Source organism: Dyella monticola (assembly GCF_003363155.1).
GTDB classification, from domain to species: domain Bacteria; phylum Pseudomonadota; class Gammaproteobacteria; order Xanthomonadales; family Rhodanobacteraceae; genus Dyella_B; species Dyella_B monticola.
Genome location: NZ_QRBE01000003.1, coordinates 400351 through 414949, shown reverse-complemented (window position 1 = coordinate 414949; position 14599 = coordinate 400351). Strand labels below are relative to the sequence as shown.

Annotated in this window: 18 protein-coding genes and 1 tRNA gene; 11 read left to right on the top strand and 8 right to left on the bottom strand. The window is 61.3% G+C overall.

Features of this window, described 5'->3' with window-relative positions:
- Positions 1 to 89: 89 nt before the first annotated feature.
- The 3 genes from DWU98_RS08225 to DWU98_RS08215 are packed head-to-tail and all read left to right on the top strand — an operon-like array spanning position 90 to position 2155.
- Positions 90 to 659: a nitroreductase family protein gene (locus tag DWU98_RS08225; protein ID WP_115495041.1), complete on the top strand. Its 570-nt coding sequence runs from the start codon at positions 90 to 92 to the stop codon at positions 657 to 659.
- Between the two features lies 1 nt (position 660).
- Positions 661 to 1554 (top strand): 5'-3' exonuclease, encoded by an 894-nt coding sequence (locus DWU98_RS08220; protein WP_115495040.1) that lies wholly within the window; start codon positions 661 to 663, stop codon positions 1552 to 1554.
- Positions 1555 to 1585: 31 nt separating this feature from the next.
- A complete protein-coding gene (locus DWU98_RS08215; RefSeq protein ID WP_115495039.1) occupies positions 1586 to 2155 on the top strand; it encodes an NUDIX hydrolase in 570 nt (189 codons plus the stop codon).
- A gap of 55 nt (positions 2156 to 2210) precedes the next feature.
- On the opposite strand, the gene DWU98_RS08210 is transcribed toward DWU98_RS08215, so the two are convergent.
- The 7 genes from DWU98_RS08210 to rsmD all read right to left on the bottom strand — a co-directional run bounded on the left by DWU98_RS08210 (position 2211) and on the right by rsmD (position 8111).
- Positions 2211 to 3272 (bottom strand): TMEM43 family protein, encoded by a 1062-nt coding sequence (locus DWU98_RS08210; RefSeq protein ID WP_115495038.1) that lies wholly within the window; start codon positions 3270 to 3272, stop codon positions 2211 to 2213.
- A gap of 38 nt (positions 3273 to 3310) precedes the next feature.
- Positions 3311 to 4159 carry an MBL fold metallo-hydrolase gene (locus DWU98_RS08205; protein WP_115495037.1) on the bottom strand — a complete coding sequence of 283 codons (849 nt, stop codon included), beginning with the start codon at positions 4157 to 4159 and terminating at the stop codon, positions 3311 to 3313.
- Positions 4160 to 4271: 112 nt separating this feature from the next.
- On the bottom strand, positions 4272 to 5984 hold the full coding sequence (gene ggt / locus DWU98_RS08200; RefSeq protein WP_115495036.1) for a gamma-glutamyltransferase: 1713 nt from the start codon (positions 5982 to 5984) through the stop codon (positions 4272 to 4274).
- A complete protein-coding gene (locus tag DWU98_RS08195; RefSeq protein ID WP_115495035.1) occupies positions 5981 to 6235 on the bottom strand; it encodes a YfhL family 4Fe-4S dicluster ferredoxin in 255 nt (84 codons plus the stop codon). Before DWU98_RS08195 ends, ggt begins: the two co-directional genes overlap by 4 nt.
- Positions 6236 to 6470: 235 nt before the next feature.
- Positions 6471 to 6977: a hypothetical protein gene (locus DWU98_RS08190; RefSeq protein WP_115495034.1), complete on the bottom strand. Its 507-nt coding sequence runs from the start codon at positions 6975 to 6977 to the stop codon at positions 6471 to 6473.
- Positions 6970 to 7536, bottom strand: a complete 567-nt coding sequence (gene coaD / locus DWU98_RS08185; RefSeq protein WP_115495033.1) for a pantetheine-phosphate adenylyltransferase — start codon at positions 7534 to 7536, stop codon at positions 6970 to 6972. Before coaD ends, DWU98_RS08190 begins: the two co-directional genes overlap by 8 nt.
- Positions 7536 to 8111, bottom strand: a complete 576-nt coding sequence (gene rsmD / locus DWU98_RS08180) for a 16S rRNA (guanine(966)-N(2))-methyltransferase RsmD (protein ID WP_115495032.1) — start codon at positions 8109 to 8111, stop codon at positions 7536 to 7538. The genes coaD and rsmD overlap by 1 nt, the downstream gene beginning before the upstream one ends.
- Before the next feature lie 132 nt (positions 8112 to 8243).
- On the opposite strand from rsmD, the gene ftsY reads away from it, so the two are divergent.
- From ftsY to DWU98_RS08145, 7 genes are all read left to right on the top strand, one after another.
- Positions 8244 to 9329: a signal recognition particle-docking protein FtsY gene (gene ftsY / locus DWU98_RS08175; RefSeq protein WP_115495031.1), complete on the top strand. Its 1086-nt coding sequence runs from the start codon at positions 8244 to 8246 to the stop codon at positions 9327 to 9329.
- The gene (locus tag DWU98_RS08170; RefSeq protein ID WP_115495030.1) at positions 9329 to 10417 is read left to right on the top strand and encodes an AsmA family protein; all 1089 of its coding nucleotides are present in this window, start codon (positions 9329 to 9331) and stop codon (positions 10415 to 10417) included. Before ftsY ends, DWU98_RS08170 begins: the two co-directional genes overlap by 1 nt.
- Entirely contained in the window at positions 10414 to 11463 is a 1050-nt protein-coding gene (gene mutY, locus DWU98_RS08165) for an A/G-specific adenine glycosylase (RefSeq protein WP_115495029.1), read from the top strand. The genes DWU98_RS08170 and mutY overlap by 4 nt, the downstream gene beginning before the upstream one ends.
- Before the next feature lie 18 nt (positions 11464 to 11481).
- A complete protein-coding gene (locus DWU98_RS08160; RefSeq protein ID WP_115495028.1) occupies positions 11482 to 11757 on the top strand; it encodes an oxidative damage protection protein in 276 nt (91 codons plus the stop codon).
- A gap of 57 nt (positions 11758 to 11814) precedes the next feature.
- Positions 11815 to 11890, top strand: a tRNA-Phe gene (locus DWU98_RS08155).
- A gap of 216 nt (positions 11891 to 12106) precedes the next feature.
- Entirely contained in the window at positions 12107 to 12616 is a 510-nt protein-coding gene (locus DWU98_RS22180) for a carboxypeptidase-like regulatory domain-containing protein (protein WP_230474750.1), read from the top strand.
- A 224-nt stretch (positions 12617 to 12840) separates the two neighbouring features.
- Entirely contained in the window at positions 12841 to 13263 is a 423-nt protein-coding gene (locus DWU98_RS08145) for a PepSY domain-containing protein (RefSeq protein ID WP_230474749.1), read from the top strand.
- A gap of 18 nt (positions 13264 to 13281) precedes the next feature.
- Here DWU98_RS08145 and DWU98_RS08140 read toward each other — a convergent pair whose 3' ends face one another.
- Positions 13282 to 14007: a cytochrome c biogenesis CcdA family protein gene (locus DWU98_RS08140; protein ID WP_115495027.1), complete on the bottom strand. Its 726-nt coding sequence runs from the start codon at positions 14005 to 14007 to the stop codon at positions 13282 to 13284.
- 167 nt (positions 14008 to 14174) lie between these two features.
- Between DWU98_RS08140 and DWU98_RS08135 the strand changes: the two genes are divergently transcribed.
- Positions 14175 to 14567, top strand: a complete 393-nt coding sequence (locus DWU98_RS08135; RefSeq protein WP_115495026.1) for a thioredoxin family protein — start codon at positions 14175 to 14177, stop codon at positions 14565 to 14567.
- The last annotated feature ends 32 nt before the right edge of the window (positions 14568 to 14599 follow it).

Genomic DNA, 14599 nt, shown 5'->3' with positions numbered 1-14599 from the left:
TTGCCGCGTACGCATCCGCGGCGCAATCACTCACAAGCCACCATGGCGGTACGGTTGTAGGATAAGCGTTTTCCCAGGCACGCCATCCCATGCTCGATGCGCTTTCCCTACTGCAGCAACGCCACTCCGCACCCTCGCGCCAGCTTGGCGAGCCTGCGCCGGATGAGTCCACCTTGCGCACGCTGCTGGAGGCGGCGATCCGCGTACCCGATCACGGCAAGCTCGTTCCTTTCCGTCTGATCGCGTTGCGTGGTGGAGCAAAACGTACATTTGGCGCATGGCTGGCCGAACGCGCCATCACTCGCAATCCCGACCTGCCTGAGTCCAAGCGCGAAAAAGAACGCTTGCGTTATACCTTCGCCCCACTGGTAATGGTGGTGGTGGCACGCATCGATCACGACAGCGGCATTCCGGAAATCGAACAGAAGCTCTGCGCGGGCAATGTGGCCTACAACATTCTGATGGGTGCTTACGCCATGGGTTTCGGTGCGCAATGGCTTACCGGCTGGGCGGCTTACGACCAGGAGGTCGCCCACTTGCTGCACCTGGCGAAGAACGAATCCGTCATCGGTTTCGTACACATCGGTACGCCACAAGGGGACATTCCCGATCGTGATCGTCCCGCTCTGGACGATCTCTTGAGCGAGTGGCAGCGCTGACATGTCGCGCCTGCCCACCGCCCACTTGATCGACGGCAGCCTGTATGTGTTTCGCGCCTGGCATTCGATGCCGGACGAGTTTCACGACGTGGATGGCCATGCGGTCAATGCGGTGCACGGTTACACGCGTTTCCTGTGTGAGTTGCTGGAACGCGAGGGTCCGTCCCATCTTGCGGTTGCGTTCGATGCCTCGCTCACCACGTCTTTTCGCAACGCCATCTATCCTGCGTACAAGGCCAACCGCGAGTTGCCACCGCCCGACCTCGAACGGCAGTTCATACTGTGCCGCGCGATCACCGAGGCGCTCGGCGTACGCGTACTGATTGATCACAGCTATGAAGCGGACGATCTGATCGGCAGCACGCTGTGGAGCTTGCGCGCGCATGGATTTCGCAGCGTGATCGTTTCGGCGGATAAGGATTTCGGCCAATTGCTCGGCGAGCACGACGAGCAGTGGGACTTTGCGCGCAACCTGCGCTGGGGTCCGTCCGGCGTATTCGAGCGATTGGGCGTGCATCCGGTACAGGTGGCGGACTTTCTCGCGCTTTGCGGCGATGCTGTCGACAACATACCGGGCGTGCCCGGGATCGGCGCCAAGACGGCTGCCGCGCTGCTGGCCCACTTCGGCAGTCTGGATGAGTTGTTGGATCGCGTGGACGAAGTGGCATTCCTGCGACTGCGCGGTGCGGCACGTTGTGCCGAGCGACTGCGCGAACATGCGGACGCGGCAAGGTTGTATCGGCGCTTGACCCGCATTGCGCTCGACGCGCCGATCGAAAGCAGCGCGGATCTACTGGTGCGCCAACGCGGCATGAGCACGCTTGAACCGCTATGCGAACAGCTTCGTTTCGGCCCGCTCACACGCACGCGGCTACGCGCACTCAACGGTGCTTGAATTTTTTCGCTTTCCAGAGGCCTCCCGTTCAATGGATCACGTCAACCGAAAACCCGAAGATGCCGATGCGCCACCTGAAACGCTCCACCAGGGTCGCTGGCTTCGCCTGCGCCGGCGTGGTCGCTGGGAATATGCCGAACGCAACAACCCTGGCGGGGCAGTGATCATTCTGGCTGTCACGCCGGAAGACAAGATCCTGTTCGTCGAGCAATATCGCGTAGCGGTACAGCAATTCACCATCGAGATGCCGGCCGGCCTCGTCGGCGACCTGGCCGATCAAGCACAAGAAAGCGCACTGCTGGCCGCTCAACGTGAACTGGAAGAAGAAACCGGCTACTGCTGCAGCCGCGTTACGTTCGTGCACGAAGGGCCATCGTCGTCCGGCATGAGCAACGAGATCATCGCTTTTGTGCGCGCGCATGAGCTGGTAAAGGTGAGCCGGGGCGGGGGCGATGCCACGGAAAACATCGTGGTGCATGAGGTGCCGCGTCGCGAGGCCGGAGCATGGTTACTGGCGCGGGCGAAAGAAGGCTATTCCATCGACCCCAAGCTGTTTGCAGGCTTGTGGTTTATCGAGCACGCAGACGCGTTCGGCGGTTAGCGCCAACGGTACAGCCTCTTCCCGGCAACACACGCGTCGCCGGACGATAAGGCACTTAATAGCTTGCCACGCTTGCATGCGCCTGCACGCGCACGCGCCAGATCGTCAGCACCATGCCAATGACAGCGAGGCCGAACCACTCAGCGGCCAGTGTGGTGTCATTGCCTAGCCACAACACTGCATCGACAGCGCCCGTCACCACTACCGCGATCGCAGGCGCGAGAATGATATCGATGCGCTGGTAGTGCCAGCGCAGCAAGAGTCCAGCGCCCAGCGACGCCAGCACCAGCGCAAGGATGCGACGTGGCCACGGGTATTCGGGCGCGAGCGGTGTATCGGAAAAAATATCCGAGAGCGGCACATCACCGGACTGCACAGCGAAACCGACGCCGTCGGTCGCGTCGCTTGAGGGCATGAGCTTGTTGCCGTCCACCTTCGCCACGACCGTCACGTCTTGTGCAGGCACAGCCTCCCAGGTCACGCGAAGATCACCCAACTGAGGGTGCGATGGCACTGCACTGGTCACCAGACCACCGTCATAGAGGCTGAAGCTGGCAGCAAGATTGCTTGGCAAATTGCGCACATCCGGCGTTACCGACTGGCTTCCGGTCAAGGCGTGCACCAAAGCAGGGGCGAGCACAAAATCATTCACACGCACCAAGCCCGCATCGAACTGCGCGCCGTCGATCGGAAATTTGCCGGGGTTGGCATGGCCTTCCGGGTGCTGAAAATGGCTGGAATCGACCGGATGATCCACCCAATCCAGTTCGTAGGAAGGGGCCTCGCCGTAGCGGAGCTCACGCCATTGGAACATCTCCACGTGGCGGATCAGCACCGGTTGATCGGTTTGCTGGTTGAACTGCTCATCGAGCGGGGCCTCCACCACTTGCAGCGGCCCCATCACACGCACCATGAAACCCTGCTCACCGGCATCGGGATGGCCGTTGCCGCCGAGGTCCATTACATCGCCGCCATGGCGCTTCATTTGTGCGCGGTAGTCGAGCTGCCCGCGTTCGATGACCGCGCCCATCCCCACGCCCAGGAGCAACAGCACCGCGCCGAGCGCGGGCCACAGCAATTCACGGATGGAGAGTGGTGGCTTTCGCTCGCCGCTCATCGAACCTCCGGCCGAAAGGGATCAGGGTGCTTTCCTTGTCAGACGATGCCGCGCAACTGGGGCTGCTCGTCAGCCGTACCATAGCGCCCACGCTCGTCGCGTGTCACGCGGGCAAGCGCGCAAGCATGGTCGTGAGTGAAGAACAGGCGCACGTTGCGTGCAAGTTTATCTTCCAGAAAAGCACGCTTTTCGTCGATCAGTGCTTCGGGGAAACGGTCATAGCCCATAGTAATGGGCAAGTGCACCCAGGATCGCCCGGGGATCAGGTCGGCGCAAAAAACGACGCCGGCGACTTCCGCCAGCATCAGCCCAGGTGTATGGCCGTCTGAGAAATGGAAGCGTACAGCCTGCCCGAGCGCTTGGGAGTATTCGCCCGCCACCAGCTCCAGTCGCCCGCTTCCCGACAGTAGGTGCTGCAGCTCCGGTATGAAGGACGCGCGGTCACGCGGATGGGGTTTCTGCGCGCGCTGCCAGTGATGCGCGCCAACCAGAAACGTCGCATTGGGAAACAGCAACTGCGATGGCTTGCCTTCCTCCCACGCCGCAAGCAGTCCACCGGCATGGTCGAAATGCAAATGCGAAAGGACGACTACGTCGATGTCTTCGTGTGATAAGCCCGCCTCTGCCAGCGAATCAAGCAGCACGTGATGGCTTTCCACCACACCGTAGCGCTCGCGCAGAGACGGTTCGAAAAACGCACCGATGCCGGTTTCAAATAAAACGTGCCGGCCTTCCAGATCTTTTGCCAGCAGACAGCGGCACGCGAGTGGAATGCGGTTGAATTCGTCCGGCGCGATCCAATGCGACCACATCGCTTTGGGTGCGTTGCCGAACATCGCGCCGCCATCGAGTTTTTGAGTGTTGCCGTTGAGGGACCACAACTGCATGACTATCCCCGCTTGCTTTGCCGTCATTCCGGCGAAGGCCGGAATGACGCGTGTGTACGTTTTTCGCCAGGTGATACGTGTGCGTTTTTTGCCCGTGATCACTTCCAGGCGTCTATTGCACCTTGCCCAACCCATCTTGACGACGCGGATCGCTCGCCGCATCGAGCTTGTTGGTGCGCCGGTCCCAGATCACCACGTTCATGAAACCCCATGGTTCACGCTGTTTGAGCGTGTAACCCATGTGCGTCAACGCATCACTGGTGGTGGCATCGAACGCGCCCGGCTCCACTGTCACGACGTCAGGCATGTATTGGTGATGGAAACGCTTGTGCGCCACTACCTGGTGCGCATCCCCGCCGTCAATGAAAGCAAGAATGCCCTCCAGTACCTGCGTGATGATGGTGGAACCACCCGGCGAACCGATCACCGCCGTGCGGTCCGGCCCGATCACGATGCTGGGCGACATGGACGAGAGCATGCGCTTGCCGGGCTCAGGGGCGTTGGCCTTGCTGCCCAGCAATCCGTACACATTCGGTTTGTTGGGTACCAGCGCGAAGTCGTCCATTTCATCATTGAGCAGCACGCCCGTGCCATCGGCGACGAAGGTGGAACCAAGCACGTAGTTCACCGTGGCGGTGATCGCCACCATGTTGCCGTCGGCATCGATGATCGAGAAATGCGTGGTGTGCATGCCCGGATCACTGGCATTGGAGGGCGCCAGCATCGAGGAGGGCGTGGCCTTGTCCGGCACGATGGTCTGGCGCAGCCCGTCGGCGTAATACGGCGACAGCAGCATGTCCAGTGGCATCTTTACGAAATCCGGATCGCCCAGGTAATCGTTGTGATCGCGGAACGCACGGCGCATGGCTTCGACCACCAGATGCACGCGATGCGCCTGATCCAGCTTGGTCAAATCGAATCCAGAAAGAATGTTGAGGATTTCCGCGATCGCCACGCCACCGGATGACGGCGGCGGCGCGGTGATGATCTTGTAGCCCCGATAATCCACAGTGATCGGCGTGCGCTCCTTCACGCGGTAGGACGCCAGATCCTTCAGCGTCCAGTCGCCGCCGGCTTGGCGCACGGCATCCACCAGCTTCTTGGCGGTTTCGCCGCTGTAGAAACCGGAATCGCCGTATTTTGCCAACAGCTCCAGCGTGTGCGCCTGATCCGGGTCGTGCCAGATTTCTCCCTGTGCCGGCGCGTTGCCGTTGGGCAGGAATTTCGCGGCCGACGCGGGCCAGCGCTCGATATTTTTCTGTTCCTCACGAATGGAGCCGAGCAGGCGCTCGTCCGGCTTGAATCCACCCGCAATGCGGATTGCCGGTGCCAACGAGGCCGTAAGCGGCAACTTGCCGTAATGCTTGGCCAGCCACACCAGGCCAGCCGGTTCGCCCGGGATGCCGGCCGACAGCGGGCCTTTCAGCGCGGTATCGCGATTGGGCGTGCCATCGGGATTGAGATAATCCTTGGGATTGACCGCTGCCGGTGCGGTTTCGCGCGCATCGATGAAAACCGAGTGCTTGTCGGCAGCCATGTATAGGGTCGCCATGAAGCCACCGCCCAAGCCCGAACTCTCCGGCTCGACCACCGACAGTGTGGAAGCCACTGCAATGGCCGCGTCGAAGGCGTTACCGCCCTTGGCCAGCACTTCAAAGCCCGCCTCCGTAGCCAACGCGTTCGCACTGGCGATGCCGGCATGACCGGGACGCTGCGCGAGCGGTGCCGCCTGGATGGAGGGAGTGGGCGTGTCCGCGGCGAACGCGCCGCTGGTGCCCAGTACAAAACCCAGCAGCAGCACCTGCCAGCGCAACGCAAGCTTCATCCCTTGGTCTCCATCAGATGTTTGTATTTGTCTTCGAGCTGCCCGTGCGTTTCGATATGCGCGGGATCGACGATGATGCATTCAACCGGACACACCACCACGCATTGCGGCTCGCCGTGGTGGCCGACGCATTCGGTGCATAGTGCGGGGTCGATGACGTAGTACTCCTCGCCAAGCGAAATCGCCTTGTTGGGGCAGACGGGTTCGCAGACGTCGCAGTTGACGCAGGTATCGAGGATCTTGAGGGACATGCCGGGTTAGTTTACATGGGCCGCCTGGCGGTTGTGCGAAGCAGCAACAGCGCCACGGCACCATGTAAAGCAGCCGCAGTGGTTGGCCGCCCGTTGCCGCAGCAAAACCGGGGTGTGGCGAAGACGCTGGGCCCAGGCTTTCGCCGGGGCGACCGAGCGTAGAGCTCGTGGCCTCTTCCCCTGCATGCGGGGGAAGAGGCCGGTTCGGCAACCGAGAAAATCTCAGCCTTGAACGTTACATCGTGATGTAGCGGATCGTTGCATCGGTCGGCTTGAGCACGTCTTCCACGCGCTGCTGGTCGCCCTGATCGCCGATCACGATGATGATCACGCCCTTGAGGGAGCCGGACTTGGCATCCTTGAAGGCGGTGGTAACCAGATCGGCCGTCTTGCCCGAATCCGGGCCGCCAAAGGCGATCAGGTTGCCCGGCAGCACGCCGCGGGCCACGATGTCCTGCACATTGCTGAGCTGGCGGTCGCGCGCATCCTTGACATCGTCGCTGTCGCCGGCCGGGATCATGTACGCGTACGGCTGCGGCGCGGACATGCCCTGCATGTTCTTCTGCACGATCTGGCCAAGGTAGGCGCCCCAGGCCTTGGTGTCATTCGGATCGGTGGGCTTGGTGACTTGCTGCTGCTGGGCCTGCTGCTGGCCGTCGCCTTGCTGACCGTTATTGCATGCAGACAGTGCCAGGCAGCCGGTCAACGCAAGGGCGGTGGCGACGAGAGTGAGTTTACGCATAGTTATCCCCTTCGGTTTCGGGTTGCTTTTTTTGCCAGCGCTGCCGCATGGCCTGTTGAACCGCCGGATGCACGAAGCCGGTAATGTCGCCCCCAAGGCGACCGATCTCGCGCACCAGCGAGGAAGAAATAAAGCTGTACTGTTCGGCCGGCGTCAAGAATAGCGTTTCGGCCTGCGGAATGAGATGGCGATTCATGCTCGCCAGCTGGAATTCATACTCGAAATCCGACACGGCGCGCAGGCCGCGAATGATCACGCCGGCCCCCATCTCCGCCACGAGTTGCGCGAGCAGGCAATCGAAGCCACGCACTTCCACGTTCGGCAAGTCCGCCAGCGCCAGGCGTGCCAGCGAAATGCGCTCCTGCAGTGAAAACCCAGGCCCCTTGCCCTTGTTCGGGCTATCCGCCACCGCCACGACGATGCGTTCGAACAGCGGTGCCGCGCGCGCGACAAGATCTGCGTGACCATTGGTAATCGGGTCAAAGGTGCCCGGATAGACGGCGAGGCGTTTGTTGACCGGCTGATTCACAAAAAAGCGTTTTTCGGAGGAGATTGGCATTAGCTTAACGGAAGGTGCCGGAAGCGGCGATAGAGCGCATATCGCACCTCGCCCGCATGACCCTCGCGATGGATCGCCCAGTTCGACGGCAGCTCCATGGATAAGCCGCGGGGCGCTTCGACGTAAACCTGCGCCGCATCCGTAAGCCAACCGCCCTGCTCCAGGCGTTGCGCCAGTGGCGTCCACAGCTGCAAGGCAAACGGCGGATCGATGAACACCAGGCCAAATGGCTGTGGCGAACCGTGCAAAAAGCGTATGGCATCCATGGCGGCGACCTCACCGGCGGCCACCTTCAATCTGACAAGGTTGTCCCCAAGCGCCTGCGCCACGGCGCGTTCGGGCTCCACGAATTGCACCGCTGCCGCACCCCGCGACAACGCCTCGATGCCTAGCGCGCCCGTTCCTGCACAAAGGTCCAGCGCCCGCACGCCGGCAAGCGTAGGGGTGAGCCAGTTGAACAAGGTTTCGCGCACGCGCTCGGAGGTCGGGCGCAAGCCTGGAAGATCAGGCACGTCCAGGCGCGAATTACGCAGCTGGCCGCCGATGATCCGGATTCGGCCGGGCGAAGCCCTCATGCGCCCGCCTCCTCAGCGGACAGTACATATGGGGGTGTTAGCATGTTGGCTGACGCTCTGATCCATGTCGTTATGAACATCATGCCATCTACGGGTCAGCGCTCCCCACTTTAGTCTTCGAATGAGCCCTTCATGCTCAAGTTCTGGAAAAAAAAACCCGCCGATCAAGGCGCGGGCGACAGCGAGGAAGCCACGCCTCAGGCGCCAACTCAGGCGCCGGCGGCTGAACCGGTAACGGTTATCGCGGACATCGCGCCGCAAACCGCGCCTGCCGATGTCACGACGAGCGAGTCGACGCCGGCCAAGCGAGGATGGCGCGAACGCCTTTCCGGCAGCACCTTCGCCCGCGGGCTTACCAGCCTCTTCGCCCGCCATCCCAAGCTGGACGACAACCTGCTGGATGAACTGGAAACCACGCTGATCACCGCCGACGTGGGTATTGAAGCCAGCACGACGCTGGTGGAGAACCTGCGCAAACGCATGCACAAGCGTGAGTTTGCCGATGCCGGCGCGCTGCTCGGGGCGCTGCGGCAAGAACTGATCGCACTGCTCAAGCCCGTGCAGAAACCGCTGGATATCGGCGGCCGACAGCCTTTCGTCGTGCTCACCGTCGGCATCAACGGCGTCGGCAAAACCACCACCATCGGCAAGCTCGCCCGCCGCTGGCGCGATGAACACCGAGAGGTTTTGTTGGCCGCCGGCGACACCTTCCGTGCCGCCGCGGTGGAACAACTCAAGGCCTGGGGCGAACGCAATCAAGTCCCGGTGATCTCGCAAGGCCAGGACGCCGATGCCGCCAGCGTGATCTTCGATGCGCTGCAGGCCGCGCGCTCACGCCAGGCGGACGTATTGATCGCCGACACCGCCGGTCGCCTGCACACGCAGGCCGGCCTGATGGACGAGCTTGGCAAGATCGCCCGCGTGCTCAAGAAGCTCGACGCCGAGGCGCCGCACGAGGTGCTGATGGTGATCGATGGAACGACCGGCCAAAACGCCGTGAATCAGGTGCGCCAGTTCCGCCAGATCGTCGGCGTCACGGGCCTGGTGGTCACCAAGCTGGACGGTACCGCCAAGGGCGGGGTGGTGTTTGCGCTGGCGCGCGAGTTCGGTTTGCCGATCCGCTTCGTCGGCCTGGGCGAAACCGCCACGGATTTGCGCGTCTTCGACGCTGACGCTTATGTAGACGGCCTTCTCCCTGCCGACTTTGCAACGAGCTGATGAACCTGCCGCGCCCGCTGCGACTGCTGCTGATCATTTGCACCAGCGTGCTGGCCGGCATCGCGCTCGTAGTGTTAGTGGCGCTGTATCTGTTGCTGCAACCGGATCGCTTCACCGCGTTGCTTAAAGCACAGGCGCAGCAGGCGGGTTTAGAGCTGACGTTGTCCAGCCCGGCCAGTCCAACCTTGTTCCCGCGCCCGGCGTTGCAACTGGAAGGCATTACCCTGGTCGCACGCGACAACGGTGCGAACCCCAACAACATGCCCATCCTGCTGGCCGCCAATGGTCGGCTGGTATTGCCATGGCGTGCGCTGCTCGGGCGTCAGGTGGAAATCTCGCGCATGCAAATCAATTCGCCGCGGGTGGATCTGGATGCCCTGCAAGCATGGCTGGTAAACCTGCCACCACAATCGACCAAGGTGCCCGAAGAAGTGCCACGCATTGCGACCGGCGTGCGCATCCGCAACGGCAGCGTGGTCCAAGGCGACCGTGAGTGGCTGAGCGACGTTTCGCTCGATACCGGTCGCCTCACACCCGGGCAAGCGTTTTGGGTGAATCTATCAGGCAGCGAAACAGACGGCACTCCGCTGCAATGGCAATTCTCTAGTGTGCCGCGCATCGATAACGGCGTGCTCAAGCTCAACAACATCACCATACACGTCACCGATCGCAGCGCCACCACGCTGCACTTGACCGGCGACGCACGCTGGATGGGCGCAGCCAATGCGTCGATGCAGCTGCAGGGCAAGTTTCACCTGGCGAGCGAGAGTGATTACGACGCGGCCGTCATGCTCACCCCCGCCACGCAAGGCAAGCCGCTGCTCCTGCATTTGAAATTGCTCGGTCGCGACAACCACATCGATCTCCAACTGCCGCCGCTCGCGCTCGCGCAATGGTGGAACGGGCTTGCCCGTCCGCAGGGTCCGCGACTCTCCATGCCACCCGGCAATGGACACATCGAGATGGCCACGCTGGATGTCGGCAACGTGCATATCGAAGGCTTGAGCGTCCAAACGGGGGACGCCGTACCTGCTCCTGCGACCAGTGCGCCGGTCACCAACCCATCGATGGCACCACGTTCACAGTGACTACTTTTAGCTCCGCCCTGCTCGCCTGGTTCGACCACCACGGGCGTCACGACCTGCCCTGGCAACACCCGCGCGATGCGTATCGTGTGTGGCTGTCCGAGATCATGTTGCAGCAGACGCAGGTGGCGACGGTCATCCCTTATTTTCTGCGCTTCGTCGCGCAATTGCCGGCGCTGCGCGATCTCGCTGCCGCCGACGAAGATACCGTGCTCGCGCTTTGGTCTGGATTGGGCTACTACCGTCGCGCACGTTTTCTGCATCGCGCGGCACAAACGTGCGTGACGCATCACAATGGTGAACTACCGCCCAATTTCGATGCGCTGGCCGAACTGCCAGGCATCGGCCGCTCCACCGCCGGCGCGATCTTGGCGCAGGCTTACGGGCTGCGCTTTCCCATTCTCGATGGCAACGTGAAGCGCGTGCTTACCCGCTTCCACGGTATCGCCGGCTATCCGGGCGAACGCGACGTTGAAAAGCAACTCTGGCAGCACGCCGATGCGCATACCCCGGCCGAGCGTACCGCCGATTACACACAAGCCATCATGGATCTGGGCGCTACGGTGTGCGTACGTGCACGCCCCCTGTGCGCCGTATGCCCGATGCAGGCCGACTGCGTAGCGAACCGCGACCATCTCACCGCGCAGCTTCCCACACCCAAGCCTGGCAAGGCGTTACCGACGCGCAGCACGGTCATGCTGGTTTTGCGCGACATCGACGGCCGTGTTCTGCTGCATAAGCGTGGTGCGCAAGGTGTATGGTCCGGCTTGTGGAGCCTGCCCGAAGCCGACGATACCGACAGCGCATGGCGCCAAGCGCAACATCATGCCCGCATCGACGACGCCCTTACACTTACACCCTTCGTGCATGTGTTCAGCCACTATCGCCTGCAAATCCAGCCGCTGCTGTTCGATGCTGCAGCACCCGCGCTCGCAATCGCCGATAATGCGCATCTGCGTTGGTGCGCCATCGGCGACCTGCACGCGCTGGGCTTGCCCGCGCCAGTGCGTTCGTTGCTGATGGCGCTGCCTGAACCTGCCGCACCCTAACTGACAAGAGACTGTCCGATGAGCCGTACCATTCATTGTGCCAAGCTCGGCATCGATGCCCAAGCCCTGGATTTCGCGCCTTGGCCAGGCCCGCTCGGGCAACGCATTTACGAGCAGATTTCCAAGCCCGCGTGGCAGCAATGGCTAGCGCATCAGACCATGCTGATCAACGAATACCGCCTCAATCCGCTCGACCCCAAATCCCGCCAGTTCCTGGGCGGCGAAATGGAAAAATTTCTGTTTGGCGGCGACGTTAAGCAGCCAGAGGGTTACAAACCACCGCAAGAGTCTTGACGTACTGCCGCACATTCGATTTAATGTGCGGCTCCATGTAACACATGGCCGTCTTCTGGCCGGGTAGCTCAGTTGGTAGAGCAGGGGATTGAAAATCCCCGTGTCGGCGGTTCGATTCCGTCCCCGGCCACCATTGCATTCCATGAAAAAGCCCGCTTATCGAGCGGGCTTTTTCATTTTGGCGCATGCGAACCATGTCCAAAGGCATTTGACGCCCGAGCCATTCGTGGCAAATGATCGAGACCCGGAATCGAACCGATCTTTCGAATTTGGTCCAATGGGGTATGGGCCAACACGACTGGGAAATCTCTTGCCCAGCGCACAGGGAGAGCAGTAGCGCGAGCAGCCTATGCACGGAAGCAAAATCGGCATTGCATCGTCAACAAGCATGGTGAGCCAATGGCCAACAAATAAGGTCAGGGCTGGCGCCGTGCGTCCGCACTGTCATCGTGAAACAGGAGTTTCCATGCGTAACATCGAGTGTTTTAAAGCCAGCCATAAACCATGCCGCTGGTTGTTTTCCATGCGTAATGCAGCTGCTTTCATTGCACTGGGTATCGTCAGTTCCCTACCCTCTGTCACTGCGCACGCGCAGTCGACAACCGCTCACATCTTCGGCCAGGCACCGGCAGGGGAGACCGTCACGGCGCTCAGCTCCACCGGCATGCACCGCCACGAAACGGTGAGTAAAAAGGGGCACTACAAGATCGAGTCGCTGCCGGCAGGCGACTACATCATCACGCTGCAGAAAGGCGAACAAACGGTCGATACACGTGCCCATGTTGCGCTCATCGCGGGCCGAGGCGCCGAAATCGACTTCGCGTGCCCTAATGACCAATGTGCGGCAGCCGACCGCTAAACGCATTGCGTTCTGATCACTTTAAAAAAAGCCCGCTTATTATTGAGCGGGCTTTTTCTATTTGGCTCAGACAGTCCGTTGACAACGCCTACGCACAGCACCGTTCACGGTATATGCCGCGATTCATGCGCATGAATAAACGCTGTCCACCGTAAATTTTTTTCACCGAAGGTTGATTGTGTGCGACGGAGACTGCTTGCGCTCACAGCAACGAGGGTAAGTCCGTGAAGAAGATCGCTTCATTGGCCTTTGCATGCGTCGTGGGATGCGCCGGCACCTATGCCATCGCGCAAGACCAAGCCTTGACCAAGCAGGAAATTGTCGCGCAACTGAAGCAACAGGGCTACACCGATATCCATGATGTGGATTTCAAGGATGGCGTGTGGACGGCCCGTGGCCGCAGCGGCGATGGCGAACGCGTGAAAGTGCGGGTCGATCCGATTACGGGCAAGGCTTATCCGAACAAGCAGGTGTCACGCATGAGTGAGGCCGACATTCGCGCCACGCTTTCTTCGGAGGGCTACACACACGTCCACGATGTCGATTTCGATAATGGCGTCTGGAAGGCCAAGGCAAAAAGCCCAGCGGGCGCTAGCGTTACGCTGCAGCTCGACGCCCAATCGGGGCGCATCATCGGAACGAATTGAGCGCATCACGCGAGGATGTCATGGCGAGGTCGTGAGATTGGTGACCCAATCCGGCAACACTCCGATGATGGCAGCCTCCAATGCATGGTCGGTGCCGGTGATGATCAACGCACCGACCAGCACGATAAGTACGCCAAAAATACGCCTGCCGCGTGCGCCTACCGTCATCAAGACGCCTCTGCGACGCGAGAACAGACGCTGCGCAAACAACGCAACGACGAGCAACACCGTCGCAATGCCGAGTGCAAAGGCGAGCATGACCGTGGCGACCTGTCCTAAATCCTTACCTTGGGCGGCGAGCAACGTGGCCGCACCCAACGTTGGACCCACGCAGGGACTCCACACCAATCCAAGCAGTACGCCAATGCCCGCTTGACCGGCTAAGCCGAAGCGTTCCAGACGCGCCTGATGTTCACCGGCCCAGTTGGCGAGCGGCCCGGCGGCGTGCTCGAACACGGCCTGCAAGCGCGGGACCAGCAGAACGATACCGACCAGCAGCAACAACACTGCGCTTGCCAAACGGATCGTCTGGGCATTCAAACCCACGGACGCGCCGACGGTGGCAATCACAAACCCTGTGACCGTGAACGACGCCACCAATCCGATCGCCAGGGCCAAGGGCCCCCAACGATGACGCTGCGCCGCGCTCCCCAACACGATCGGCACGAGCGGGATCACGCACGGCGACAGGATGGTCAGAGCACCCGCCACATAGGCCACCAGCGGATTGAGCTGACCGCTCATGACCGCACCGTGGGGCGATAGAGCTGCGTGATCGGGCGGGCTGACATATTGGACTCCTTAGGTTGGCGATGTCGCTTTTCATTCGTCCGGCCAGACGCCAGGGTTACCCTGTAACCGGGCGCCCTTCCCGTACGAATAGCCATCTGCATCCACACGGAGATTGACCCATGTCCGCCCTTCGCAAGCTTTCCCTCATTGCCGTGCTCGGCCTAGGCATGATCGCACCCGTGATGGCGCAACCCATCCAACCCTTCACCACTGCTGCCCTGAAGGCCGCACGGGCAGCGGGCAAACCTGTATTGGTGGATGCCTACGCAAGCTGGTGTCCGATTTGCCGCAAGCAGGCGCCGACGATCGATGCCATGGCAAAGGATCCTGCCTTTGCGAAACTGGTCATTTTGCGGCTCGATTACGACAATCAGAACGCTGAGAAGCGTCAGCTGGGCATCATCCAGCAAAGCACGTTGATCGCCTTCGACGGCGGCAAAGAAACGGGACGATTGGTTGGCGTAACCGATTCCGCCCAGATCAAGGCATTGGCACAGTCCGCGTTGCATTGAACAAAATCAATCGCAGCGCCGCGTTCACCGGA

Coding starts and splice junctions, on each gene's coding strand:
- DWU98_RS08225 (WP_115495041.1), top strand. CDS start 90: ATGCTCGATGCGCTTTCCCTACTGCAGCAACGCCACTCCGCACCCTCG.
- DWU98_RS08220 (WP_115495040.1), top strand. CDS start 661: ATGTCGCGCCTGCCCACCGCCCACTTGATCGACGGCAGCCTGTATGTG.
- DWU98_RS08215 (WP_115495039.1), top strand. CDS start 1,586: ATGGATCACGTCAACCGAAAACCCGAAGATGCCGATGCGCCACCTGAA.
- DWU98_RS08210 (WP_115495038.1), bottom strand. CDS start 3,272: ATGAGCGGCGAGCGAAAGCCACCACTCTCCATCCGTGAATTGCTGTGG.
- DWU98_RS08205 (WP_115495037.1), bottom strand. CDS start 4,159: ATGCAGTTGTGGTCCCTCAACGGCAACACTCAAAAACTCGATGGCGGC.
- ggt (WP_115495036.1), bottom strand. CDS start 5,984: ATGAAGCTTGCGTTGCGCTGGCAGGTGCTGCTGCTGGGTTTTGTACTG.
- DWU98_RS08195 (WP_115495035.1), bottom strand. CDS start 6,235: ATGTCCCTCAAGATCCTCGATACCTGCGTCAACTGCGACGTCTGCGAA.
- DWU98_RS08190 (WP_115495034.1), bottom strand. CDS start 6,977: ATGCGTAAACTCACTCTCGTCGCCACCGCCCTTGCGTTGACCGGCTGC.
- coaD (WP_115495033.1), bottom strand. CDS start 7,536: ATGCCAATCTCCTCCGAAAAACGCTTTTTTGTGAATCAGCCGGTCAAC.
- rsmD (WP_115495032.1), bottom strand. CDS start 8,111: ATGAGGGCTTCGCCCGGCCGAATCCGGATCATCGGCGGCCAGCTGCGT.
- ftsY (WP_115495031.1), top strand. CDS start 8,244: ATGCTCAAGTTCTGGAAAAAAAAACCCGCCGATCAAGGCGCGGGCGAC.
- DWU98_RS08170 (WP_115495030.1), top strand. CDS start 9,329: ATGAACCTGCCGCGCCCGCTGCGACTGCTGCTGATCATTTGCACCAGC.
- DWU98_RS08160 (WP_115495028.1), top strand. CDS start 11,482: ATGAGCCGTACCATTCATTGTGCCAAGCTCGGCATCGATGCCCAAGCC.
- DWU98_RS22180 (WP_230474750.1), top strand. CDS start 12,107: ATGCACGGAAGCAAAATCGGCATTGCATCGTCAACAAGCATGGTGAGC.
- DWU98_RS08140 (WP_115495027.1), bottom strand. CDS start 14,007: ATGAGCGGTCAGCTCAATCCGCTGGTGGCCTATGTGGCGGGTGCTCTG.
- DWU98_RS08135 (WP_115495026.1), top strand. CDS start 14,175: ATGTCCGCCCTTCGCAAGCTTTCCCTCATTGCCGTGCTCGGCCTAGGC.